The organism is Arthrobacter sp. ZGTC212, from assembly GCF_002929255.1.
GTDB classification, from domain to species: Bacteria; Actinomycetota; Actinomycetes; order Actinomycetales; family Micrococcaceae; genus Arthrobacter_B; species Arthrobacter_B sunyaminii.
This window is the reverse complement of the sequence record NZ_PJIJ01000003.1, coordinates 224342-249196: the sequence shown is the minus strand read 5'-3', so window position 1 is coordinate 249196 and position 24855 is coordinate 224342. Positions and strand designations below refer to the sequence as shown.

General features: G+C 63.8%; 23 protein-coding genes. 11 read left to right on the top strand and 12 right to left on the bottom strand.

From position 1 onward, the window contains the following. Positions 1–4 precede the first annotated feature (4 nt). The gene (locus CXQ89_RS13400; protein WP_104161622.1) at positions 5–1540 is read right to left on the bottom strand and encodes an ABC transporter substrate-binding protein; all 1536 of its coding nucleotides are present in this window, start codon (positions 1538–1540) and stop codon (positions 5–7) included. A 339-nt stretch (positions 1541–1879) separates the two neighbouring features. Next, a complete protein-coding gene (locus CXQ89_RS13395; RefSeq protein ID WP_104055094.1) occupies positions 1880–2083 on the bottom strand; it encodes a cold-shock protein in 204 nt (67 codons plus the stop codon). Positions 2084–2295: 212 nt separating this feature from the next. Here CXQ89_RS13395 and glsA point away from each other — a divergent pair, with 212 nt between their 5' ends. Then, positions 2296–4179, top strand: coding sequence for a glutaminase A (gene glsA, locus CXQ89_RS13390; RefSeq protein WP_104055093.1), 1884 nt, complete (start codon positions 2296–2298; stop codon positions 4177–4179). A gap of 58 nt (positions 4180–4237) precedes the next feature. Here the strand turns inward: glsA and CXQ89_RS13385 are convergent, their stop codons facing one another. Then, on the bottom strand, positions 4238–5176 hold the full coding sequence (locus CXQ89_RS13385; protein ID WP_181032348.1) for a LysR family transcriptional regulator: 939 nt from the start codon (positions 5174–5176) through the stop codon (positions 4238–4240). A 237-nt stretch (positions 5177–5413) separates the two neighbouring features. Here CXQ89_RS13385 and CXQ89_RS13380 point away from each other — a divergent pair, with 237 nt between their 5' ends. Further along, positions 5414–6745, top strand: coding sequence for an LGFP repeat-containing protein (locus tag CXQ89_RS13380; protein WP_104161620.1), 1332 nt, complete (start codon positions 5414–5416; stop codon positions 6743–6745). Between the two features lie 95 nt (positions 6746–6840). Here CXQ89_RS13380 and CXQ89_RS13375 read toward each other — a convergent pair whose 3' ends face one another. The 3 genes from CXQ89_RS13375 to CXQ89_RS13365 all read right to left on the bottom strand — a co-directional run bounded on the left by CXQ89_RS13375 (position 6841) and on the right by CXQ89_RS13365 (position 9571). After that, positions 6841–7044 carry a cold-shock protein gene (locus tag CXQ89_RS13375; RefSeq protein WP_104055090.1) on the bottom strand — a complete coding sequence of 68 codons (204 nt, stop codon included), beginning with the start codon at positions 7042–7044 and terminating at the stop codon, positions 6841–6843. 206 nt (positions 7045–7250) lie between these two features. Then, on the bottom strand, positions 7251–7799 hold the full coding sequence (locus CXQ89_RS13370) for a DUF421 domain-containing protein (protein ID WP_258060094.1): 549 nt from the start codon (positions 7797–7799) through the stop codon (positions 7251–7253). 218 nt (positions 7800–8017) lie between these two features. Next, entirely contained in the window at positions 8018–9571 is a 1554-nt protein-coding gene (locus tag CXQ89_RS13365; RefSeq protein WP_219815613.1) for an FAD-binding protein, read from the bottom strand. Between the two features lie 209 nt (positions 9572–9780). On the opposite strand from CXQ89_RS13365, the gene CXQ89_RS13360 reads away from it, so the two are divergent. Together CXQ89_RS13360 and CXQ89_RS13355 are read left to right on the top strand one after the other, a co-directional pair. Further along, entirely contained in the window at positions 9781–10938 is a 1158-nt protein-coding gene (locus tag CXQ89_RS13360; protein ID WP_104161619.1) for a Rieske 2Fe-2S domain-containing protein, read from the top strand. Then, entirely contained in the window at positions 10938–11219 is a 282-nt protein-coding gene (locus tag CXQ89_RS13355) for a ferredoxin (RefSeq protein ID WP_104055087.1), read from the top strand. The genes CXQ89_RS13360 and CXQ89_RS13355 overlap by 1 nt, the downstream gene beginning before the upstream one ends. 173 nt (positions 11220–11392) lie before the next feature. Here CXQ89_RS13355 and CXQ89_RS13350 read toward each other — a convergent pair whose 3' ends face one another. Together CXQ89_RS13350 and CXQ89_RS13345 are read right to left on the bottom strand one after the other, a co-directional pair. Continuing rightward, positions 11393–12439: a ferredoxin--NADP reductase gene (locus CXQ89_RS13350; protein ID WP_104161618.1), complete on the bottom strand. Its 1047-nt coding sequence runs from the start codon at positions 12437–12439 to the stop codon at positions 11393–11395. Continuing rightward, a complete protein-coding gene (locus tag CXQ89_RS13345; protein WP_104055085.1) occupies positions 12436–13335 on the bottom strand; it encodes an alpha/beta fold hydrolase in 900 nt (299 codons plus the stop codon). The genes CXQ89_RS13350 and CXQ89_RS13345 overlap by 4 nt, the downstream gene beginning before the upstream one ends. Before the next feature lie 221 nt (positions 13336–13556). On the opposite strand from CXQ89_RS13345, the gene CXQ89_RS13340 reads away from it, so the two are divergent. The 3 genes from CXQ89_RS13340 (at position 13557) to CXQ89_RS13330 (ending at position 16292) form a co-directional block, all read left to right on the top strand. Next, positions 13557–14741 (top strand): acyl-CoA dehydrogenase family protein, encoded by a 1185-nt coding sequence (locus CXQ89_RS13340; RefSeq protein WP_104055084.1) that lies wholly within the window; start codon positions 13557–13559, stop codon positions 14739–14741. A 62-nt stretch (positions 14742–14803) separates the two neighbouring features. Then, positions 14804–15730 carry a VOC family protein gene (locus CXQ89_RS13335; RefSeq protein ID WP_104055083.1) on the top strand — a complete coding sequence of 309 codons (927 nt, stop codon included), beginning with the start codon at positions 14804–14806 and terminating at the stop codon, positions 15728–15730. A gap of 91 nt (positions 15731–15821) precedes the next feature. Continuing rightward, positions 15822–16292 (top strand): nuclear transport factor 2 family protein, encoded by a 471-nt coding sequence (locus tag CXQ89_RS13330; RefSeq protein WP_104161617.1) that lies wholly within the window; start codon positions 15822–15824, stop codon positions 16290–16292. Positions 16293–16375: 83 nt separating this feature from the next. Here the strand turns inward: CXQ89_RS13330 and CXQ89_RS13325 are convergent, their stop codons facing one another. Then, a complete protein-coding gene (locus tag CXQ89_RS13325) occupies positions 16376–17191 on the bottom strand; it encodes an IclR family transcriptional regulator (protein WP_104161616.1) in 816 nt (271 codons plus the stop codon). 244 nt (positions 17192–17435) lie between these two features. Between CXQ89_RS13325 and CXQ89_RS13320 the strand changes: the two genes are divergently transcribed. The 4 genes from CXQ89_RS13320 to CXQ89_RS13305 are packed head-to-tail and all read left to right on the top strand — an operon-like array spanning position 17436 to position 21455. Then, the gene (locus CXQ89_RS13320; RefSeq protein ID WP_104161615.1) at positions 17436–18251 is read left to right on the top strand and encodes a 2-keto-4-pentenoate hydratase; all 816 of its coding nucleotides are present in this window, start codon (positions 17436–17438) and stop codon (positions 18249–18251) included. Continuing rightward, positions 18251–19225 carry an acetaldehyde dehydrogenase (acetylating) gene (locus tag CXQ89_RS13315; protein WP_258060093.1) on the top strand — a complete coding sequence of 325 codons (975 nt, stop codon included), beginning with the start codon at positions 18251–18253 and terminating at the stop codon, positions 19223–19225. Before CXQ89_RS13320 ends, CXQ89_RS13315 begins: the two co-directional genes overlap by 1 nt. Before the next feature lie 2 nt (positions 19226–19227). Continuing rightward, positions 19228–20235: a 4-hydroxy-2-oxovalerate aldolase gene (gene dmpG, locus CXQ89_RS13310; protein WP_104104304.1), complete on the top strand. Its 1008-nt coding sequence runs from the start codon at positions 19228–19230 to the stop codon at positions 20233–20235. A gap of 32 nt (positions 20236–20267) precedes the next feature. Further along, positions 20268–21455, top strand: a complete 1188-nt coding sequence (locus tag CXQ89_RS13305) for a flavin reductase (RefSeq protein ID WP_104161614.1) — start codon at positions 20268–20270, stop codon at positions 21453–21455. Between the two features lie 3 nt (positions 21456–21458). Here the strand turns inward: CXQ89_RS13305 and CXQ89_RS13300 are convergent, their stop codons facing one another. From CXQ89_RS13300 to CXQ89_RS13290, 3 genes are all read right to left on the bottom strand, one after another. Then, complete coding sequence (locus CXQ89_RS13300) at positions 21459–22763, bottom strand: TetR/AcrR family transcriptional regulator (protein ID WP_104161613.1); 1305 nt, start codon at positions 22761–22763, stop codon at positions 21459–21461. 105 nt (positions 22764–22868) lie between these two features. Further along, on the bottom strand, positions 22869–23336 hold the full coding sequence (locus CXQ89_RS13295) for a thioesterase family protein (protein WP_258060092.1): 468 nt from the start codon (positions 23334–23336) through the stop codon (positions 22869–22871). A gap of 28 nt (positions 23337–23364) precedes the next feature. Continuing rightward, positions 23365–24846: an FAD-dependent oxidoreductase gene (locus tag CXQ89_RS13290; protein WP_181032347.1), complete on the bottom strand. Its 1482-nt coding sequence runs from the start codon at positions 24844–24846 to the stop codon at positions 23365–23367. Positions 24847–24855 lie beyond the last annotated feature (9 nt).

The window sequence follows — 24855 nt, the reverse complement described above, 5'->3', positions numbered from 1 at the left end:
CCTGCTACTGCCACCCTGCTGAGCCCAGGTCCAGCGCTTCAGTAACCGAGTTGGCGGGAATGCCGGTCACGCCGGCCTTGGCCACCACAATGTTGGGAAACAGGAACAGGACATCCGCGGCGGCGTCGTCGTTGATGGTGCGCACCACCTGCTGCATGCCGGAAATGTAGCCGGCTTCATCCGCGGCATCCGCTGCTGCCGCGGCGTCCTTGATTTTGGAATTGTCGTAGCCAAGGTAGTAATTGGGGTTGTTGAACATGGTGAGCAGGTCGCGGCTTTCCACGGCAAGGACCACTGACATGTCGTAGTCGTGGCGGGTGAAGACCTTGTCCAGCCAGACGGCGGGGAACTCGGCGGATTCAATGGTGGCGTTGATGCCCACTTCGGCCAGCTGGGACACCACGATTTCAGACACAGCCGTGGCGTACGGGCGGGTGGGCACCGTGAAGGTGACGTCCAGGTTTTCCGCGCCGGCTTCGGCCAGCAGCGCGCGGGCCTTTTCGGGGTCGTAGGGATAGGTGTCGTTGAGGTCCTCGTAGTACGGGTCGGTGGGCGGCACGGGTCCACCCACCAGCGTTCCGTAGCCGCTCCAGGCCGTGTCCAGAACGGCTTGGCGGTCCACGGCATGCAGCACGGCCTGGCGGACGCGCACGTCGTTAAACGGAGGACGGGCGTTGTTCATGGACAGCATGATTTCGCCGTTGGAGGTCCCCTCAAGAACCTGGAAGGAGTCATCGTCCGCGAAGCTGGACAGCAGTTCGGGGGCCTGCATGTTGTAGACCACGTCCACGTCTCCGGAGCGGAGGGCGTTGGTGGTAGCCACGGCATCCGCGAAGTAGCGCAGGGTTGCACTCTCCACCTTGGGCGCCTCCCCCCAGTAATCGGACCGCGCCGCCAATTCAATGGATTCGCCGCGGTTCCAGGCCTGGACGGTGAAGGGTCCGGTGCCGATGGCAGTGGACGCCAGGTCCGCGACGCCGCTTTCATCAAACATGGCGCCCACGGGGGTGCCCAGGTCGAAGAGCCAGGCATTGGACGGGCGGGACAGCTTCACACTCACTTCGGTGTCGCTGAGGACGGTGACGGATTCCACCACATCCATCTTGGATTTCAGGCTGGACAGCCACGCGTCTGACTTCACCCGTTCCAGGCTGAACTTAACGTCGTCGGCAGTGAAGGCCTCCCCGTTGGAAAACGTCACTCCCGGCTGCAGGGTGAAAGTGTAAGTAGTCCGGTCCCCGCTGATGTCCCAGGACTCCGCGAGCAGCGGCTGGATCTGTCCGTCCTGGTCGATTTCCACGAGTCCCTCATACACGTTGGCCATCAGCGCCTGCGGAATGGCAGCGCCGGCCGTAGTGGTGAAGTCCAGGTTTGCGGGTTCACCCGTCAATGCGACGACGACGCCGCCGCTCTCCTGACCGTTCCCCGCACCGTCCTGGCCGGAGCCGCTTTGGCCGGCGCCCGATCCTGCGGAACAAGCGCTGAGTGTCAGCGCCGTCAGCAGAAGGGCAGCCGACGAGCGGACGGGAATTCGGCGCATCTTTTGTTCTCCATCGGTGGGGCGGGCGGTGCCCGGACGGCTGCGGACAATGCGTCCGCGCCAAATGTTGTCCTACATAGTATGAACTCGCTCGGGAACAGAGCGGAAATCGTCTCGGCACGGCCGAAGCGCCACCCCTTGAGGGCAAGCAGCCGCTGTTCCGGGTCACCGGCGGACGCTGCGCTCTAGACCCTGTTGTCCACGACCCCGTACTCCGATCAGGAGGCGGCAGACACCGGACACCTGCAGAACGAGGTGTTAACGCAGAAGCAGGACGGGAATTTCTTCCCGTCCTGCAACTTATTCAAGCCGGTTCCCGGGGGAACCCAAAGTCTAGATTTAGAGGGCCTGGATGTTTACGGCCTGGGGACCCTTGGGGCCCTGCTCTGTATCGAAGCTAACCTTCTGGTTCTCTTCGAGGGAGCGGTAGCCACTCGAGTTGATAGCGGAGTAGTGAGCGAAAACGTCGGCGCTTCCGTCATCGGGCTCGATGAAGCCAAAGCCCTTTTCGGAGTTGAACCATTTCACGGTACCTGTTGCCATTTTTAATCATCCTTCTAAAGAAACCACCCCCGACCTTCGAGGAGTTTCACGTTGCTGTGCCGTACGCGGCATGTTACAGAAAAAGCGGCTGGCCCTTGATGTGGGTTTCGCCGCTTGGACTATCAACATGCGCAACACTGCAACTGAAATTAGTATACACAGAGGCCTCCCAGGCGTCACCCCCTTTCCGCGCTACTCGTTAGGCTTGAGAGATGCGTTCCACTTCCTCCGTGACTGCCGCTCACGCGGCGACGTCCCCGTCCGCGTCCGGCTCCTATCCCGGCTCCTCCCCCATCGAGACATACCTCCGCAGGATTCACACCGAAATAGCGGAACTCAAGGACGGCAAGCCGTACAGCAGCATTCCTGCCATGGCGAATGTGGACCCGAATAACTTCGGCATTGCGCTGGCCACGGCCGACGGATATGTCTACGAGGTGGGCGACACCCGGGAGGAATTCAGCATCCAGTCCATCTCCAAACCCTTCACCTACGGGCTGGCCCTGGCCGACAGGGGAATGGACGCCGTGGACGCGAAGGTGGATGTGGAACCCTCCGGGGATTCCTTTAATGAGATCTCCCTTGCCGAAGGCACCGGGCGGCCTGCCAACGCCATGATTAACGCCGGCGCCCTCACTGCCACCTCCCTGGTCCGCGGCTCCGGCGGCAGCACCCGCTTCAAGCGGATCCTGAACACGTACTCGGCCTTCGCCGGGCGCCAGCTGTCCGTCAGTGAACGGATTTACCGGTCGGAATTAAAGTCAGGCCACCGCAATCACGCTCTCGCGTACCTGTTGCGCTCCTTTGACATCATCGAATCCGACCCGGCTCCGGTCATCAAGGATTATTTCCGCCAATGCTCGGTAATGGTCAATGCACTGGACCTGGCCATGATGGCCGCTACGCTGGCCAACAGCGGCCGCAACCCGCTCTCCGGCGATCAGGTACTGGAAATTGAACCGGTGGAACGGGTGCTTTCCGTCATGACCACCTGTGGCATGTATGACGACGCCGGCGCCTGGCTGTCCAGCGTGGGTATGCCCGCCAAGTCCGGGGTTGGCGGCGGAACCATCGCGGTGCTGCCCGGGCAGGTTGGACTGGCGGTCTATTCCCCTCCGCTGGACGCCCACGGCTCCAGTGTCCGCGGGGTTGCCACCAGCCAGCGGATCTCCCACGACATGCAACTGCACTTTGTCCGCGCTGCCCGCACCGGCCGTTCTGCCATCCGCAACGTCTATGACATCACTGCCGCGCCGTCGGGTATCCGGCGCACAGACGAAGCCGTTGAGGTGCTGCGCAGCCACGGCCACCGCGCCCAGGTGCTGGAACTGAACGGGGATCTTCTCTTTGCCGGTGCCGAGTCGGTGGTGCGGGCGCTCTCCAACCTGGACGACGACGTCGAAATGGTGATCCTGGACCTGCGGAGCGTTGACGAAGTCTCCGAGGTTGCCCTTCGCCTGTTCGCCGAGTCCGCCGAAATGCTGGCGCTGAACGGACGGGGCCTGGTGTTGGTGGACGGCGAAGGAACGGTCACCGAAGATCTGGCCGCACGCGGCCGCGAGGTTCCGTCCTTCCCCACCCGCAACGCTGCCGTTGAATACTGCGAGACACATCTCATTGATGCTTACGGCAGTGAACTGGTGCTCCCGGACGTCATGGAGCCGGTCGATTCGCCGGCCTTAAACCAGCTGGATCCCGAGGATGCCCAAACCGTCCAGGACCTCATGGAAGAGCGTTCTTATGACGACGGCGACGTGGTCCGGCGGGTGGGCCAGCGTTTCGGAGGCGTGTTCTTCATCGTCGCCGGCAACATTGCCACCTCCATGCCGGCACCGGACGGTTCCCGGATCAAACTCACCACTCTGGGCCCGGGGATGACCTTCGGCGAGATGGCCCTGGGCACGGACAAACGTCAGGAAACAACAGTGAAGGCCGCCGGACCGGTTCGGCTCAAGGTTCTCACCGCTGACGCCATGGACACCCTTGAGGAAGAGAATCCGCGTCTGGCCGTGGAACTCTGGAAGGCTCTCACCCGCGACGCCTATACGCGGGTGGAACAGTACCTGCGCGAAAGTGCCCTGCGCGCCCGGGACTGATTCGGCTACAAAAAAGAACGGCGCCCCGTACACAGACGCTGATGGGGGCGCCGTTCTGCTACCCGGCGGCTGCAGGAAGCCGCACGCTCTGCGGCTGACCCGCTGCCCGTGTGAAGAATGTACGAAGGGCGTGGATGAGGGCCGTGACCGGCTCACGGTGGTCCCCGTGACGGGACCCGGCGAAGAAGGTTATCGGGGGCACGCCTACCAGCTGGACCGCCGCCAGCCTTGGATCCAGGTGCCCGGCAAACGGTGAGGGGAATGCCGCAAAACCCGCGCCGCCGGCCACGCTCGCCAGCACAGCCGATGAATCATCGGCCCGGATATCCACCAGCCTGGCCTCTTGGGCAGGCCGGACATCTCCCAGATACCACTGCGCCATCCAGCCAACCGGCAATGATGAGTCATAGACCATCGGTTCCTGCACAAACTCTTCAACCTGAACGCTGGCATTGGCCCAATCATGGCGGGCGGGCACTATTCCGCTCCGATCCACAGTGACGAGCGGACTCGAATCGATGCCGGAATGCTGCACCGGTGACGCCGTCAGGATCACATCAACCGCTCCGACCAGCACTGCGTCGGTCAGTGAATGAAAAGGTACGCCGCGGCAGTTGAGCGCGACCCCCGCCACCAAATGCCGCATCAGGGCTCCAAGCTCAGCCAGCTCGCTTCGCGTTATGTGCTCGCCGATGACGCCCGGGAAGCCCAGCCGAACGCGGAAGGGAGCAGATGCCTCCGTTGCTGCATGCCGGACCGCGGCGGCATGAGTCAGCAGGGGTCCGGCTTCCCTGGCAAATCTGGATCCGGCCGGAGTCAGGGCCAGCATGCCCGAGGGTCCCCGTTCCACCAGCCCGGTCCCAAGCTGGTGCTCGAGCCGCTGCAGCCTTTTGCTGAGGGCTGAGGGAGAGAGGTGCAACCGAGCAGAGGCACGGCCGAAATGCCTCTCGTCCACAAGAATCAGAAAACTTGATACGCACGCCAGGTCCAAGTCCATGGGAGCGCTCCTGCCCTGTCCGTCCATCACATTTTAGAGATCCACGGCCAAAAACGATACGTGTGCCGTGGAATCCGTTCAGTGTTTTTGCCCTGCCTCCCCTCGCTGTCGAGGGGTGATTCCACCTTGGAAACGCAGCCGTGAAGGGGCGCTGACCGGATTTACGTTGAGGGAACAACGGCAACAGTTACGGCCCGTCCCGGGCCGGTGCGCCGCCTCAAGCAAGGAGATGGAATCATGCCGGATACCCACCGTGTGCCTGCCGGCACACCACTGACCCCGGGGACCGGGAGAATAAAAATATCCGACCGCATTAAGCTCCCTCCCCTGATTTCCGGGGAGGGAAACCTGCGCCGGAAATACGACGCCCTCGGCGGAGCTGCCGCCCTTGGCGAACCGGTAAGCAAGGAGGAGGGAAAGATCTGGACCTTCGCAAACGGATCCTGCCTTTGCTACAACCCGGACATGTTCGCCGCATTCGAAATCCACGGCGACATCTACGCGAAGTGGCTCGCCCTGGGCGGCATGGCATGGGGCATACCCTGCACTGACGAGACCGGAACCCCGGACGGCGTTGGGAGGTTCAACCACTTCAACGCCAACACAGCTTCAATCTACTGGACGCCAGCCACGGGTGCCGCGGGGATCTGGGGGCTCATCCGGAAGAAGTGGGCACAAATAGGATGGGAACGCTCACCGCTCGGTTATCCCGTGACGGATGAATCCGGTACGCCCGACGGCGTCGGGAGGTTTAACCACTTCAGCAACGCCGGCTCCGTGTATTGGACGCCGGGGACCGGTGCCCACGCTGTTTACGGTGACATCCGTGCCCGCTGGGAAGCCATGGGCTGGGAAACCTCATATCTTGGTTATCCGGTCAGCGACGAGGTGGACTTTGCCGAAGGCGGCCGGGCCAATGAGTTTCAAAACGGCGGGATCTATTGGTGGCCCGACACCGGCGCGATCGACCTGCGTGACGTCGTCGTGCACTACACCGGCTTGTACTGTTTCGGTGAGACGGACTGGGACCAGAGTTCGTCAGCGGACGAACCCTACGTCATTATGGGCGTCACCTCTCCGCAGGTGGCTACGGTTCACCGGTCCGGGATCTATAACGATGTTGACGCTGGTGAGTCCCGGCCGGACCTCATCGAGGTTTACCGCGGACGTCCATACGGCATGAATATCTGCGCCGTTGTGATGGAAAACGATTTTGGCGACCCGGACAAGTACAAGGAAGACATCCAGAACGTGGTGATGGGCGTGCATGCCGCCGGCACGCTGGCTCTTGGGCTGATACCGGTTGTGGGACCCGTGATCGCAGCCGTCGCCGGCCCGGCGCTGAAAACACTGATGCCAAGCATCGGAGGCGCCATCAACAACGCCCTCAACCTGGGCGATGACCGGATTGGCAGTTCCTCCATTACTGTTTCCGCCAAACAGATGGTGCTGCTCGCGGCACGAACCCCGAACACCGATTTCCACGGTATCGGATACAAAGTTGAGAGCGGACTGGTCTCCGGCTCCGGCGCCTCCTACAAGGCGTATTTCGGCGTGGTCCCTGCCTAGGAGAAAGGTTCCTGGTTAAACACAAAAGCAGGACGGGTAACCCGTCCTGCTTTTGTAAGGCAATTCAGTACTAGTACTGAACCGAAGTCTCTAAATTAGAGCGCCTGGATGTTCGTAGCCTGGGGACCCTTGGGGCCCTGCTCGGTATCAAAGCTAACCTTCTGGTTCTCGTCCAGGGACTTGTAACCATTGGAGTTGATAGCGGAGTAGTGAGCGAACACGTCGGCGCTGCCGTCATCGGGCTCGATGAAGCCGAAGCCCTTTTCGGAGTTAAACCATTTTACTGTACCTGTAGCCATTTTAATATTCCTTCTGGAGTGAAGCTGGTCCCGACTTTCGGGGAGCTTCAGTCGCGGTGTTCATTTACCGCTTTTACAGAAAAGCGGCTAGCCCGTTTGGGTTTCGCCGCTTGAAATACAAAATGCGCAACAACCAACAACTGAGTAAGACTCTACACGAGATCTACCGAAAGGCAAAACGGGGCATCCCCGCAGCTTGGATCAGCTCAGCCGGGCAGCACCAGGTGGGCCGGAATGCTGTCCCTGTTGGGGATTCGGCGCAGCAGCAGCGGGTCGATGAGCTCCCCGCGCCGCAGGACCGAGACATCACCGGTGGGTTCCAGTACGACAAGCGCAACTTCGGAAAAGTTCCTGATGCCGGCTTGGCGCAGCTTGAAGTACAGCTCGTCCTCCACAATTTTGGCTGAACGCAGTCCGGCCTGCAGAACCTGCTCCCCCGCCATGAGCAGGATCGGTTTGCTGGAGAAGTAGGCACCCCGCCTGGTCCGGCGCAGGACGGCTTCCAAACGGAAGAGGGCAAACATAGTTGCCAAGCCGATGACGCCGGCGGCCAGGGTAGGCGTGTAGCCCAAAACCACCCGCCCCAGCACCGACCCGAAAGCAATCACAATGGCCTTGTCCATCGTGGACCAGCTGGCCAGTGCGCGCTGCCCGGCTGTCCGGATCAGGACGAAAAATGCGGCATATATACCAGTCGCAGAAAGGATGACCCAGAGGGCCTCCAAGGGTGAAATTCCGAGGTTGTGGGACCACACGGTCATTCTCCTTACAGGGCAAGGCCGGGACCTTATTCCGGTCCCGGACCCTCAGCCGGCTTGGAGATAAACAGGAAGCCGACGCTGAACTGAGGATGGCACCGGCAGCCGCCTGGGCCGATAGGAAAAATGCTAGCCCCGGCGGTGCGGTTCCAACAGGCCGCTGCTGCAGGACTGCCGGACGGCTCCGTGATCCGTGCAGTCCAATGCCCGGCCGCCTAGCGCGCCGCCATGGACTGGACCGCGCGGTAGGCAAAGACCATGGCGGTGCCGATGGGAATGCCCGGCCCCGGATAGAACCGGCCGGAGAAGGACGCGCTCGTGTTTCCCACGGCGTACAACCCGGGGATAGGCTCCCCGTCTTCGGCCAGGACCCGTGCGTCGGGGTCCGTGCGCAGACCGCCCTTGGTGCCCAGATCGCTGAGCACCATCCGCGCCGCGAAGTACGGCGGCTGGTCCAGTGCCACCAGGGCAGGATTGGGACCGTGCGAAGGATCCGTGAAAAAGAGGTCATAGGGGTCTTCACCGCGGTGGAAGTCCTCGTCCACGCCGGTTTCGGCAAAACCGTTGAACCGCTGCACGGTTTCGCTCAACGCTTCCGCCGGCAGCCCTGTGCGTTCAGCCAGCTCCTCGAGGGTTTGCGCCTGAACCCAGGTTCCGGCAGCGAGGTGCTCCTGGGGTGACGTGATGTCCGGGCGCATGATGGCGGGCAGCCCGCCGCCGAAACGTGAATCGAAGACAAACCATGAAGGGATCCGGTCTTCCGCGGCGAAGGCCATTTGGCGGCCCATCCGGTCATATGGCAGTGATTCATTGGCGAAACGCCGTCCGTCCCCGCTCACCATCAGGCCTCCCCGGAAGCCCAAGGTAAAGGCGCCGTCGCCCGACGGCTGCAATACCCCGGGGCACCACCAGCCCTCATCCATCAGCTCAACAGCGGCCCCTATCTCCTGCGCGCTTCGGATGGCGGTGCCGGTGTTTGAACCGCGCGGCGCCATGCTCCAATCTGCTGAACCGGGTGTTCCGTTCTCCGCGCGCATCCGGGTGTTCGATTCAAACCCGCCGGCGCCCAGCAGCACTCCCGCTGCAGCCTTCAGTGTGTGCGCCCCTTCAGCGGTCTCCACGGAGATGCCGACTGCTCGTCCTTCCTCAACAATGAGGCCGGTCATCTCGGTTTCGGTGCGCACAGAGCCGTTGCCGGTATTCATGAAGCCCAGCAAAAGGCGCCCGATGAGTGCCTGTCCGGCGGTCAGTGGACCGTCAGGGTGTGACTCCCCTTTGCGGTCACTCTCTATGTTCGGCCGCACCAGAGCGGCCAGGTTCCCTATCTCGCTTCTCGGAAGATCCAGCGGCATCATGGACCGTCCCGCGTCCATCCTTCCGGGACCCGCAAAGTAATCGGGGAATGCAGTCCAGCGGAACTCAATGGCCGGGTCATGTTCAAGGGCTTTGACCAGCTCCGGGGCACTGGCCAGGAAGGCTTCCCGCCGGTCAGCTTCAGCCTCTCCCAGCAGGGACTGCAGATAGGCGCGTGCAGCGTCGAGGGAATCGGCCACCCCCGCCCGTTCCTGCACCTGCGTGGCGGGGAGCCAGCAGGAGGCTCCGGAATAGGACGACGTGCCGCCAAGGAACGGCGTCTTTTCAACTACCAGCGTTTTGAATCCGCGGGAGGCAGCACTGAAGGCGCCTGCCATCGCACCTGCACCGGAACCCACCACAATGACGTCATACTCGCTGTCCCAGTCCTGCACATTTACCTGCCCGATTGTCATGGTTTCCCTTTTCGTCGTCGTCGGTGGAACGCAGGCCTGGCTGCGGCATTCCGCCGGCGGCCCGACCACCAGATTGTCAGGCGGGAAATGCGCCGCTCACGACGGTCCCATACACCGGGACTGGCCCCTCACACGGTTACGCCTGTGCCTAAATTCAAGGTTCGAGACGTTCGACACCGCACAGGTGAATTTGAAGGGAACGGTTCCACATGAGCATTGTTGAGTCAGACCAGGACGAGATCAGGCAAATTGAATCAGGCCAAGTGCCCACGCGCTACGCGCGCGGATGGCATTGCCTGGGCCTGGCTGAAAAGTACAAGGACGGCAAGCCGCATACGGTGAAGGCCTTTGGCCAGAAACTGGTGATCTTCACGGGTAGCGACGGCAAGGTCAACGTGTTGGACGCCTACTGCCGCCACATGGGTGGGGATTTGTCCCTGGGTGAGGTCAAGGGCAACGAAATTGCCTGCCCTTTCCATGACTGGCGATGGGGCGGCGACGGACGCTGCAAGTCCGTTCCGTACAGCCGGCGGGTGCCCATGCGCGCCCGCACCAGCACTTGGCAGACGCTGGACCAGGACGGACTGCTGTTCGTCTGGAATGACCCGGAAGGCAATCCGCCGCCGGAGAACGTCGTCGTCCCCCGCATCGAGGGCGCCGAGGACGAAGGCTGGACCAAGTGGGTCTGGAACGAAATTGTGGTCAACACCAGCACTCGAGAAGTCATCGACAACATCGTGGACATGGCCCATTTTTTCTACATCCACAAAAACTTCCCCACCTATTTCAAGAATGTCTTCGAGGGGCACATCGCTACCCAGTACTTTGACGGAATTTCCCGCGAGGACGTGACTCCAGCAGACCCCGATCCCAGTGCCCCCAAAATGCTAGAGACCCGTTCGGTCGCCTCATACTACGGCCCGTCATTTATGATCGACGACCTGACGTACATCTACGAGACCTTCAATATGAAGACCGTCCTCATCAATGCGCACTACCCGATTGATGAGAACTCCTTCGTGCTGATGTCCGGAATCATCGTGGAGAAGAAGCCTGAACTTCCGGGCGACCCGGACCAGATTGCCGCTACCCAGGCCCAGTGGATCCTGGGCGGCTTCAACCAGGATGTGGAGATCTGGCAGAACAAGGCCCGCATCGACAACCCGCTCCTGTGCGAGGAGGACGGCGCCGTCTACCAGCTGCGCCGGTGGTACGAGCAGTTCTTCGTGGATGTCGCGGACGTCAAGCCCGAGATGACCGACCGCTTTGAGCATGAGTTGGACACCAGCAGGCCAAATGAGAGCTGGAAGAAGGAAGTAGCGGACAATTTGGCCCTTCGCAGAGCTGCAGAGGGACAGCTGATCTAATGACAGCACAGACCGATCTCCGACTCGTCGACAACCCAATGCAGCCACTGGATTGCAGTGCTTGTGCTGCCACTGTGCTGGTGCGCAAGTCGAACTGGCAACAAACCACCATTCAGTGGCAGGAGACCTCGCAGAAGGCGTGCCTGGAACGGCCACTAGCGTGCCGCGGCGGCACCCCAACGGAGCAGTTCGCCGGTTGCGGGACCCTGGCGGCAACCATCCGCGATGCTTCCTTGGAAGGCAGGATCGATGTGATTTTCAAGGACGTGCCGGAAACGTAGCGCCGGGACGCTTGGAAAGGCAAGCGGGAGGGATCAGTTCAGCTGGAACTGATCCCTCCCGCTTTTGTTGTGCCCTTGGGCTTCCTCAGCAAAAAGCACTGCCCGACCACCCCCACGGGGAGCCGGGCAGTGCCCTGCTGTTTCGCTGCCGGGATGGGCCGGGTGCGATCGACCTACTCGTCGTAAGTGATCCTGACCTTCTCGCTGACTGCCACCGCCTGGCAGGCGAGGATGTACCCCTCGTCGAGGTCCGCTGCGTCCAGGACCTCGTTCCTTTCCATCCGTATCTCGCCTTCGAGGACGCGGCACGTGCAGGCACTGCAGGCGCCCTCCCGGCAGGAGTATGGCGCGTCTATGCCGGCGTTGATCAGGACGTCCAGCAGGCGGTTTCCTCCGGGCCAGGACAAGGACCGGGTCTGGCCGTCCAATTGGACCTCCACCTCCGTGCTCTCCCCCTCGACGTCGTGAACCACGGCAGCCACCGGAGCAAAGGGATCGGTTCCCAGCGAGGTGAAGCGTTCAATGTGGACCCGCTCCGGCGGCATGCCGAGGGTTTCCAGTGCTTGGGCAACGCAGTCCATGAACGGTCCGGGACCGCAGATGAAAACTTCGCGGTCTGTGTAGGGGGCGGCCAGGGCACCGATGGAGGGCTGGTCTGGCAGCCCCTGCACGGTTCCCAGCCAGTGAATAACCGTAAGCCTGCCGGGATGCTGCTTGGAAAGAGCAATGAGCTCATCCCGAAAAATAATGGAGGACTCATCTTGGTTGGCGTAGACCAGCGTCACCAGTCCGTTGCCGGCAGCAAGTGCCGACTTCAGAATGGACATGACAGGCGTAACGCCGCTTCCCCCGGCGAACAGGAGGAAGTCCTGGTCCAGCGAGGTCGGGGTGAAGGTTCCCGCCGGGCGCAGGACGTCCAGGACGTTGCCTTCCACTACGTTGTCGCAGATCCAGTTCGATCCGTAGCCGTCCCGGGTGCGCTTGACCGTGACCTTCAGCTTTTCGTCCTGCTGCGGCGAGCTGCACAGCGAGTAGCATCGCGCTGCGCCGCCGGGACGGTCGCTGGGGATGCGGAGGGTGAGGAATTGGCCGGGCTTGTAGCTGAAGGTATCCCCCACTTCCCCCTCCGGCTCCAGGACGAGCGTGTGAGCATCGGACGTTTCCCGGATGACCTCCACCACCCTCACCTGTTGGGGCGTTACCACTGACAAAGTGCTCATACTGCTGCCTCTTCCCGCTGCAGGAATGCCAGTACGGTGCTTTCAAAGGCGGCCTTCTGCTCGATCATTGCCCAGTGCCCGCAGTTGGGGAATACATGAAGTTCCACGTCGGGAATGGTCCTCAGCGGCACCAGCACCCCGTCCAGAGGGGAGACGCGGTCATCACGGCCCCAGGTGATCAGGGTTTTGGCCTTCAGCTTGTGCAGCTGTGCCCAGGCCGGGGCAGCATCGGAGGCAGCAGCAGCTGCGGCCGCGGCTTTCATCGCCGCCCGGCTGTACATTCTGCGGGCGCTGGCCAGTGTCTTCGGTTCCGTGGCCTGCTGCCAGCGTTCGTTGATCAGCTCCTCGGTGACCAGCTCCTGGTCGTAAACCATGGACTGCAGCCACTGGATAAGCCGCTCGCGGGTGGGATCCTCGGTGAAGGCAATCAGGAGGCTGATCCCCTCAGCGGGGGACGGGCTGAAAATATTCACGCCCATGCCGCCCAGCGTTACCAGCTTGGCCACCCGGTCCGGGTGGTTGATGGCAAACCGCGTGCCGATCATGCCGCCCATCGAGTTGCCGATGATGTCCACCCGGTCCAGGCCCAGACCGTCCACCAGATCGACAACGGCCTGCCCGCCGGCCTGCATGGGATGCAGGTCCGAGGGGTCGCTGACGCCGAACCCGGGGAATTCCAGGACGTAGCAGTGGAAGTGCGCGGCGAAGGCCGGAAGGATGCCCTTGAAGTTGCCCATGCCGGTCACGCCGGGGCCGGAACCGTGCAGGAAGACCAGCGGCGGGCCTTCACCTGCCTCGTGGTAGCGCAGCACGCCGTTGCCGGTCTGCAGCTCCCGCAGCACTGCGTTTCCGGTCCGGGCTGCACTGCCCTCTTCATGGCGAAGGTCCGTGGTCATTTCTCAGGCTCCTCATGTACGAATCTCTTCGGTCTTCCTGAACCATAAACAGTCCCCCGGTATGCGGCCACGCAGATCCCGATCACCGGGATGGGTTGCCTGCGCCGCGGCCGAGCCGCCAATCCCGGTGACCGGGACATCCCCGGCTCCCCCTTGTCGAAGGACCCTAGATTTTGCACAGAGGCGGAGTACAAGCCCTGACGAGGAAGCGAGAAGCAGCAATGACAACCACTGTAAATTCCGATGTGCTGACCGAGCGGGGCGAAGAGCTGCGCTCTTACGGCCAGGCCAACGAAGACCTGGGCAAGCTCAATGAGGCCACCGTGGACATCCTCCGCCAGTCCGGTGTCATGAAGATGCTTGCCCCCGTTGAATACGGCGGCACCCGGGCGCACCCCACGGAGTTTGCCGAGACGGTCATGAAGATCGCCAGCCTCGACGGAGCAGCGGGCTGGGTGGCCGGCGTCGTTGGCGTACATCCCTGGGAATTGGAGCTCATGGCTCCGAAGCTCCAGGAAGAAATCTGGGGAGCGGACGACAACACCTGGGTGTCCTCCCCCTACGCGCCGATGGGCGTTGTCATCCCGACCGACGGCGGCTACCGGTTCACCGGGCACTGGCAGTTCTCCAGCGGCACCGACCATGCACAGTGGGTCATCCTGGGAGCATTCATCGGCGACGCCGAAGGCAAACCGCTGATGCCCTATGAATCAGTGCACGTGGTTGTCCCCCGCGCTGATTACACCATCGTTGAAGACTCCTGGGACGTGGTTGGACTGCGCGGCACGGGCAGCAAAGACGTCATCATCAAGGACGTCTTTGTTCCCGAGTACCGGGTCATCAACCAGGCCGACCTGTTCAGCGGCAAAGTGGCACGCGATGCCGGCAAGACCGACCCCATTCACCGCATCCCGTTCTACAGCCTGTTTCCGCTCGGCCTGACCTCCGCAGTGGTGGGCATCGCTGAAGGAGCGTTGCACGCGCACCTGGATTACCAGCGCGACCGAATGCAGGTCAACGGATTCAAGAGCGTCGAGGATCCGTACTCGATGTACGCGGTCAGCGAGGCGGCCGGAGAAATCCGGGCCTCCCGGTCGGCAGTTCTGGACAACATCAGCAGGATCTATGACACAGCGGCTGCCGGCCGTGAGATCAGCCTTGAGCAGCGCGCCGTGGGGCGCCGCACCCAGATCCAGGCTGCCTGGCGGGCCGTCGCCGCCGTAGACACCATCCTGTCCCGTTCCGGCGGCAACGGGCTGCGGATGAACAACCCGATTCAGCGATTCTGGCGCGACGCCCACATGGGCCTTGCCCACGCCATCCACGTGCCCGGCCCCACCTACCACGCAGCCGTCCTCACGGAGCTGGGCGTGGAACCGCCGGCAAACCTGGCCGCCATGGTCTAACCCGCCGGGAAACCTCCGGATACAGCAACAACCCTCAACACAACAGCAAGGCAAGGAACACCATGACTCACATTCGAGGACTGGGCTATCTCAAGGTCCAGACCGAGCACATTGACCGCTGGCGTGAACTCACCGTCGAAGGTCTCGGCTTCGCCGAGGCCGTGGGACCGGACCCCGACGGTCTGTACCTGCGCATGGACGAACGGGAAGCGCGCCTGATCGTGCTCCCGGGAACTTCCGACCGGGTCCTGGCCGTGGGCTGGGAAGTCCGCGACCAGTTCGCCCTGGCCCAGGTGGCCAGGGACGTGGAGGCGGCCGGCATTGCCGTCACCTGGCTCAACGAGGAAGAAGCGGACCTGCGCGGCCTGGAACAGGTCATCACGTTCGCCGATCCGGGTGGAACTCCGGTCGAAGTTTTCTTCGGCCCCCGCCTGGACCACAGCATCCTGAAGACCGGTTACGCGCAGAAATTTGTCACCGGTGCGCAGGGCATGGGCCACGTTGTCCTGCCCACCATGGCCATGGAGGAAACCACGTCCTTCTACACCGATGTGCTGGGCTTCCTGCCCCGCGGCGCAGTGCGGCTGGGCCCGCAGCGCCCGGCCAACCGGTTCCGCTTCTTCGGCGTCAACCAGCGCCATCACAGCCTGGCCATCGGCGGCGCACCGCATGCCGATGCTCCGGGTCTGGTGCACCTGATGGTTGAGGTCGAGGACCTGGACACCGTGGGGCGGGCGCTGGACAAGGTCACGAAGCAGGGCTTCACCCTCTCGGCTTCACTCGGACGCCACACCAACGACAAGATGGTTTCCTTCTACGTTCGGGCGCCCGGGGGCTGGGACATCGAGTACGGCACCGAGGGCATGCTGGTGGATGAAACCTATTTCACCGCCGAGGAGATCACGGCCGAGAGCTACTGGGGCCATGATCACTCCGCAGCCGCGCACGAGCCGCTGGCCGCGTTTGTCCCCAAACGCGCCGCCGTTTAGTTAGCAAAACAGGACGCCGCCCCGTCGGGCGGAGGAGAGCCGCAGCAGGCCGCTCCGCCCGACGGTTCGCCGGCATTCATTAAGGAACCCCGTGACTCACTCTCCAACCGGCACGGCCGCTGCACCCCGCGCTGCTTCTGCCGCCGGCGCGGCAGCGGACAGCGACATCGAGCTGATCCGGCGCCTAACCCACGAATATGTTTCAGCCCTTGACGGCGGCCGGCTGGACGATCTGCTGGCCCTGTTCACCGAGGACGGTGTCTGGGACGGCACCGGCTGGGGAATCCCCGCGGTTCAGGGTACGGCCGCCCTGCGGGACTTCTTCACATCCACCATGGCCTCAAACCGCGGCACCTGCCATCTGGTCCTCAACCACATCATTGACGTTGACGGCGACACAGCGAAGGGAACCGCCTACTTCCACGCCTTTGGCCGGCGCCTCGACGGCAGCCTGCAGGATTCCCTGGGACTGTATTCAGACTCGTTCGCCAGGACCGCCCGTGGATGGAAGTTTGCACGCCGGTCGGTGTCCGGCCTGCTGACGCCCCCGGCCGCTGACTGAGCAACCAGGTCCAGTGAGAACTCCCGGGGACAGGCACATGGGTCCAAGCGACACGCCTGGACCCATGTACCGTTCCGGGGCGCTCAGGACCCGGTATACCGGTCCTGGGGCAGGTCACCGGGAAACAGCGCTGCTGACACGCGGCGTGCCGCATCCAGGACCAGTGGAGCGACACGTTCAATCGGATCCCCGGCGGTGCCCACCAGGGAAATGCTTGCCACCGGCTCCCGCCGGTTGCGGATGGCCGCGGCCACGCAGGAGATACCCTCGTAGCTCTCACCGGATTCGTACGCCAGCCCGCCGCGCTGGCGAATCCGGTTCAGCTCCGCGTACAGCGCGGGGACATCCCTGATGGTCCGGGGCGTGTTGGCGGACAGCCCGTGCCGGAACATTTCGTCCAGCTGCTCGGGGTTGATCCAGGCCAGCATCGACTTTCCCAGTGCCGTTGCATGGGCCGGAGCATTTCCGCCCACCCGGGACGGCACCGAGGTGGCCGAGCGGCCGCCGGCCTTGTCCAGGTAATGGATGTTGGTGCCGTTAAGGACGGCCAGATGGACCACCATTCCGGTCCGTATCTGCAGGCTGTGCAGCAGGGGCGCGGCCTCAGCCCGGATCCGGCTGTTTCCGTTGTCCAAGCCGCCGAACTGCAGCGAGCGCCAGCCCATGCCGTAGCCGTCGGGCGTGTGTTCCAGCCAGCCCAGCTGCACCAACTGATCCAGGATCCGGTGCGTGGTGGAGCGCGGCAGGCGCGTCCTGGACGCTATTTCGTCCAGCAGCAGCCGGACGGAGCGTGAATCGAACACCTCCATGATCAGCGTCATCCGCGCCGCCATTGCCGGGGGCGGTCCGGAGGGAGCCGGAGGCCAGGCAACAGGGGGTGCAGTCAGGGAAACACTCATCGGCACCGCCCGAAGGAGACACCGGCGGAACGCCGGCGGAACCTGCAACAGGGAACATTCATTAGCTGGGACCTCCTTGGCACATCTATGGACCACAAAAACTATGTGAGCTAACGCACATGAGAGCTTCACTGTACACATCGCTACAGGATTTGCACCACCCTTCTCCCATCCCGCTCTTCGGGACTGCCCCGGGGCAGGACACCTCATCGGCGCAATACTGAAGGCTCACTTGGGAGGACAGATGACTGCAACCATCGAGACTGCACCTGCTTATCCGGCAGGCATTGCAGAATTGGCCGCACGCCTGCGCCGTGCAGAGCGGGATGGAACGCCGATTGAGCCGATCCGCGACCTGCTCGCAGACGGCGGCATCAGCGCGGCCTACGACGTCCAGCGGACCAACGAGGACGCCTGGATCGCCGAGGGCCGCCGCGTGGTGGGGCGCAAGATCGGGCTCACGTCACGGGCCGTACAGGCGCAGATGGGCGTGGACCAGCCGGACTTCGGCGTTCTCTTTGCCGACATGTGCCTGGCCGACGGCGAAGCGCTGGCTGCCGGCGCAGTCCTGCAGCCGCGGGTGGAAGCCGAAGTTGCCCTCGTCCTGAAAAAAGACCTCCCCGAACCGGATACCACGCTAACCGAGCTGATCGCCGCCGTGGACTACCTGCTTCCGGCTATTGAGATTGTCGGGTCAAGAATCACCAACTGGGACATCTCCATCCTGGACACCATCGCCGACAACGCGTCCAGCGGCCAGATAGTGACCGGCACACGGCCCGTCGCGCCGTCGTCAATTGACCTGGCGGCCGCCGGCATGGTCATGGAAGTCAACGGCAGCGTGGAATCAGTGGGCTCGGGCGCTGCCTGCCTGGGCCATCCCTACCGTGCCGCCCTCTGGCTGGTGAGGCGCATGGCGGAGCTGGAACGGCCGCTGAAGGCCGGCGAAATCCTGATGACCGGCGCCCTCGGCCCCATGGTCGCCTTTCCGCCCGGCGCCAACGCAGTAGTGAACATCCAGGGACTTGGACAGGTCCGCATCAAACATGAGGAGAAGTAGTGGGAACCAACGAACTCTGGCCGGTGGCCATCATCGGCTCCGGCAACATCGGAACCGATCTGATGATCAAGGTGCTCCGCGGGGCCAAGCGGCTGGAAATGGGCGCCATGGTGGGCATCGACCCGGAGTCCGACGGGCTCCGGCGCGCCGCCAGCATGGGCGTTCCCACTACTGCCGACGGCATCCAGGGCCTGCTTGAGATGCCGAACTTCAAGGACATCAAGGTGGTCTTCGATGCCACCAGCGCCTCCGCCCACCTCACCAACTGGGACCTGCTGAAGGACACCGGCGTCCGCGTGCTGGACCTGACACCGGCCGCCGTCGGCCCCTACTGCGTCCCCGTGGTGAACCTTGAGGATCATCTGGACGATGCCAACCTGAACATGGTCACCTGCGGCGGACAGGCCACGGTGCCCATGGTGGCTGCCGTCACGCGGGTGGCTCCGGTGCGCTACGCGGAGATCGTGTCCTCCGTTGCCTCCCGTTCCGCCGGTCCCGGCACCCGCGCCAACATCGACGAGTTCACCGAGACCACTTCCCGCGCCCTGGTTGAGGTCGGAGGTGCGGCCGAAGGCAAGGCCATCATCATCATGAACCCCGCCGAGCCGCCGATGATGATGCGGAACACGGTGTACTGCCTGGTCGACGGTGAAACGGACCATGCCGCCATCGCGGCGTCGGTCAAAGCCATGGCCGCACAGGTGCAGGAGTACGTTCCCGGATACAAGCTCAAGCAGGAAGTGCAGTTTGAAACCTTCGGCCCGGAGAATGCCCTGCACATTCCGGGCACGGGCAGCTTCACCGGCACCCGGGTCACAGTGATGCTGGAGGTGACCGGCGCCGCGCATTATCTTCCCGCCTATGCGGGCAACCTGGACATCATGACCTCCGCCGCCATGGCCGTCGCCGAGCGGTGGGCCGAACGCGGCGGAGTACAAGAACAACACATCGCCGCGGCGATGCAGGAGGCATAACCATGAGCAGGCTCTACATCTCCGACGTCACCCTGCGTGACGGCATGCATGCCATCCGGCACCAGTACACGGTGGACCAGGCCGTCGCCATCGCCACCGCGCTGGACGCCGCCGGCGTCGCCTCCATCGAGGTTGCGCACGGCGACGGAATCAACGGCTCCTCCTGCGTGTACGGCTTCGGTGCCCACACGGACCTGGAATGGATTTCCGCGGTTGCGGGGGCCGTCAAACAGGCCAAGGTTGCCACGCTGGCGCTGCCCGGCATCGCCACCATCCACCATCTCAAGGACGCCAACAGCGCCGGAGCGTCGGTGGTGCGTGTGGCCACCCACTGCACCGAGGCCGATGTGTCCGCGCAGCACATCGGTGCCGCCCGTGATTTGGGCATGGACACCGTGGGCTTTTTGATGATGTCCCATATGAGTCCGCCTGCCGAACTCGCCAAGCAGGCAAAACTGATGGAGAGCTACGGAGCCACCTGCGTGTACGTTGTGGACTCCGGCGGAGCCCTCACCATGCCCGGCGTAGCCGAACGAGTTGATGCCTTCCGGCAGGTGCTGGATCCGGCCACTGAAATCGGCATTCACGCCCATGAGAACCTCTCGCTGTCGGTGGCGAACTCCCTCACCGCAGTGGAACACGGCGCCAACCGGGTGGACGCGTCCCTGGCCGGCATGGGAGCAGGAGCCGGAAATGCTCCGCTGGAGGCGTTTATTGCCGCTGCAGACAAGTTCGGGCTTGACCACGGCTGCAACCTGCCGGCGCTGATGGACGCCGCTGACGACCTGGTGCGCCCACTGCAGGACCGCCCCGTCCGGGTGGACCGCGAGACCCTGTCGCTGGGCTACGCCGGGGTGTACTCCAGCTTCCTGCGGCACGCGGAAACGGCCAGCACCCGCTACGGCATCCCCACCACGGACATCCTGATGGAGCTGGGCAAGCGGCGCATGGTCGGCGGTCAGGAAGACATGATCGTGGACGTGGCTCTGGACCTGCTCGCTCAGAAGTAACCCCGTCCCACAGCATTTGGAAAGGAAACACAATGACCGAAATCAGCATGGAACAACAGCGGCCCCTCACGAGCGATCCGATGGTGTTCCGCAACGTGCTGGGCCACTTCCCCACCGGCGTGGTTCTGATTACGGGCATGGCTGAGGACGGCGAACCGGTGGGCATGATCGTGGGCTCCTTCACCTCGGTGTCGCTGGATCCGCCGCTGGTGGCGTTCCTGCCCACCGTTGCGTCGCAGACCTTCAGCAAGCTCCGCACCGCCGGTTCCTTCTGCGTCAATGTGCTGGCCGCGGACCAGGAGGACCTGTGCCGCCGCTTTGCCGGCAAGTCCGCTGACAAGTTCGACGGCTTGTCCTGGCGGCCGTCGCCGCTCGGCGCGCCGGTTCTGGACGGGGTGGTGGCCTACATCGACTGCACCTTCGATTCAATCAACGACGCCGGTGACCACTACATTGTCCTGGGCGCGGTCCATGAGCTGCAGGTGTGCAGCCCGGTGGCGCCGCTGCTGTTCTTCCAGGGCGGGTACGGACGGTTTGCCCCCATGTCGCTGAGCGCGCCTTTCGACGCGGACCTGATAGCCGGCGTTCGGCTGGCCGAGCGGGGACGGAACGAAATGGAGCGGCTCGCCGCCGAGCTGGGAGCCGAGTGCACAGCCATGGCCGTCATCAGCGATCAGCTGGCGGTCATAGTCGCCGCCGCCGGCACGGCTCCGGAACAGGACGATCGCCTCGGAGAACGCATTCCGCTGATGCCGCCCATGGGTGAACTCTGCCTGGCCTGGGAAGACCCGAAGACCATCGACCGCTGGCTCTCCCGTGCCCTGCCAAGCGACGAATGCACCCCGGACGAGTACCGGGGGCGCCTGGAAGCAGTGCGTCAGCGCGGCTGGTCCATCACCATGCGGGGCGGTTACCGGGACGAGCAGGTTTTCGAGGCCCTCCGCGAGTACTCCGCCGGCACCTACACCCCGGCCCAGGAACGTGAAATCCGCGAGATCATCTCCCGCACCTCCAACAGCTACGCTCCGGTGCAGCTGGAGGAAGGACGGACATACGACGTCGATTCCCTGCTCGCGCCCGTCTTTGACGCCGCCGGGAAGGTCCGGCTGGTGCTGCGCGTCGCCAATCTGCCCCGGAATGCAGAGGCGTCCCGGATCAAGGCACTGGCCCAGGAAATGCTGGCTGCGGCGCAGGCCATTGGTGCGGTAGCCGACGCCTGAGGTTCAGCGCCCGGCGGGAGCTGCCGATCCTGCCAGCAGCTTCTCAGCTGCCCGGTGCAGACCCACGGCCAACAAATCAGCCAGCAGTCCCGGTTCCCAGAAGTGGGCGTCGATCTGCCTGCTGAGCATCAGGCCTTCCAGGAACCGGAAGAGGCACTCGGACAGATACTCCGCCAGCTCGGTGCGCTGTTCTTCGCTTTCCGTGTCCGGCAGCACCGCGGAGAACCAGTCCGTCGTGATGCTCTGCATGTTCTCCATCACCGTCTCCAGGCTTTGCACGCCGGGGGAGGTTCGGTTGCCGTCCTGGAGCAGGAGCAGCAGGCCCAGCCGCAGGATCCCGGTTCCGGCGGCGGTCCCCTCGAGCACACCACGGAGCTGGCCGCGAAGCGGCACCGTCCAGTCCCCCTGCGCCCGTTGCCCGGTCAGGTCCAGCCGGGCCGCTTCCCATTTCTGCACGGCTCCGGCCACCACCTCGGCCACGAGGTCGTCCTTGTCTTTGAAGAACCAGTAGAGCGAGCTGGCCGGCAACTCGGCGCGTTCGCAAACCCGGGCTACAGTGACGCCGTCGTACCCGAATTCGGCGATGATGTCCTCGGCAGCCTGCAGGAAGGCCCGGCGCCCGGTCTGCGTGCCGGCGCACTCCACGGCCTGTGCCGGTGGTTCCCCTTCAATGGCGATCGGGGCCTCCCCTGCCAGTTCCCCCAGACGGTCAGCCATCGCATCCACGGACAGCGCCAGCATCCAGGTGATGCGGTTCTCGTCGAATTGGCGCCCGGCATGCCGCCGGAGAAAGTAACTGTCACGGACCGCGAACGTGAGGCTGCCCAGCAGCACCGATCCCATCCCCCGCTGCTCCATCTGCTCCGGCAGGCTGGGTTTCCACCAGCGGGCCAGCCAGTCGATGCTTTCCCGGCGAATCTCCAGGAACCTGTCCCTGGCCGGAGACTCCTCCGGAGGCCGGACCACAGCCATCTGCAGCCCGAAGCGCCAAAAGTCCTCACGGGGCCACTGGAAAATCTGCTCATACAACTCGGCGCTGCGGTCTTCGCCGGAAGAAAACTCCGGCCACGTGGGGATCGTCTGCAGGTGAGTGCCAATGGCATGTTCCAGGGCCGCTGCAATGAGTTGCTCCTTGTCCGAGAAGTGCCAGTAGATGGAGCTGGCGGACAAGCCGGTGGCTTTGCGGACCATGGAGATCCTGGTTCCCTCATAGCCGTGGCGGGCGGCGAGGCGCATGGTCTCTTCGAGGATCCGTTCGCGGGTCTGTTCACCCTGCCGGTTCTTCCGGTCCGTCTTGCGCTGCGCCACTACCCCACCCAATGTTCTCCGGTTCCAAACCCTTTTCGGCCTCGGCCCTCCATCCTTACACAGCACCGCCGGCTCGTCCGGGGCAATCCCGGCCAGCGATACCGTTTAGAACACTGACGCCCCGAGGTAGGGCAGCATGAGGGCCTTCTGGTCCGGGGCGATCCGCAGCAGCCGCCCGGAAGCGGCGTCGACAAAAGCGAGGGTGGTCTCCGCCTTGGCGCAGGTTTCCGCTGTTACGGGATCGCTGATGACATAGGCGATGGTGAAGCTGGCCCCCTTCAGGGCGCTGATCCAGACGTCGATCTCGGCCGGGATGTTGCGGTAGGTCAGGGGCGAAAGGTACTTCACCCGGTGCTCCGCCACCAGCGCCTGGGTGCCCTCGGGCACGTTGTTGAAGAGTGCGACGACGGGTTCCCGCCCCGGCCCGCCGGTACCGCCGGGCGGGCCGAAGGCGTGTATCCGGGCTTCTTCGAGAATCCGCAGGATTTCCACGTTGTTCACGTGCCCGTAAGCATCCATGTCCCCCCAGCGCATGCCGACGGAACACCGGATGACCTGCGGGGTTTTATTCATGGTTTGTTTCTAGCACAGGCTCCGGTTCTTACCGCCCCGGCACTGCAGCTGCGGCTGCACCGGCACGCCGGCCAAAGAACGTACCCTCGCCGAGGGAAGTGCCGCTGATGTACCCCTGTCCGTAGATCCCGGCGGTGGCGCGGCCGGCAGCGTAGAGACCGGGAACCGGTGCCCCGGAGACGTCCAGCACTTCGCCGTCCGGCCCGGTTTGCAGTCCGCCGAGCGTGAAGACGCTCGCACCGCCTCCGCCGGCGGAACCCGATTCCGGTGCGGTCATGCCGCGGCGGACGTCGATGGCGGCAAACGGCGGCTCCAGGGGCCGCAGCCAGCGCTTGTTTTTGAAGAAGTACGGGTCCTCCCCCGCCGCCGCATGCCGGTTGTACTCGCGCACGGTTCCTGTCAGCGAACCCTCCGGCATACCCACTTCCTGTTCGAGTTCTTCGACGGTCTCCGCCGCGAAATGCGGAACCACGCCCCAGCGCTCCTGTTCCGGAACTTCCTCGTAGGCCTTCTCATCCAGGATGACCCAGACTGCCAGGTCCTGCTTGAACAGGGCGGCCTGTCCGAGCAGCCCGGGATACTGGTCTTCGTTGATGAACCGCTGCCCGACGGCGTTGACCAGCATGCCGCGCACCACCAGCCCCGGGATCAGGGTGATTCCCACTTGCGCGGAGGACATCCGTGCAGTGCCGGCACCGAGCGCCTGGGCCATGCGGATTCCGTGTCCGTCATCGCCGCCGTCGCTGGTTACCCCCAGCCCGGCCAGCCGCGGGGCGTGCAGGGCCACCATCTCGGCGTTGTCCGCAAAGCCGCCCGTGGCCAGGATGACGCCGCGGCGGGCACGGTAGGTCACCGTCTTTCCGAAACGGGTGGCGACGACGCCGGCAACGGTACCGCCGTCGAGGATGAACTGCCCGGCATAGGTATCGGTGTGGACCGGGATGTCCGCCTCATCCACGGCCTCGGCCAGGACCTTCATCAACACCTTGCCGCCGTAACCTTCCGAGGTAACCCGGTGGCCGCGCGGTGCCGGCTTTGCCAGGGCAGCAAAGGGCATGGCGTTTTCGCCCAGCCACATCAGTCCGTCATCGGTGGGCGGCACCCAGGACGGGCTGTCCCACAGCGAGGGCTTGAACGGGACGCCGAGGCTGCTCAGCCACTCGTAGTGCTCCAGGCTGCCTTCGCAGTAGAGGCGGATTTTCTCGGCGTCGGCATTTGGCCCCAGTGCCGCCAGCAGGTAGGCCTCCATGTCCCCCGCAGTATCGGTGAACCCGCAGGCCTGCTGGATCGGCGTGCCGCCGCCCAGATATATCTCACCGCCGGAATGGGCTGACGAGCCGCCTCCCCCGCCCGCCCGCTCCAGGAGAATTACCTCGGCACCCAGCGCCCGCGCTTCGAGCGCAGCTGCGGCACCGGCGCAGCCGTAACCGATCACCAGCACGTCCGTCTCGTAATCCGCCGGGTCCGCCTCGCGGGAGTCCACCGGTCCTGCAGCTTTTTGCGCGCTCATCCTCGAGCC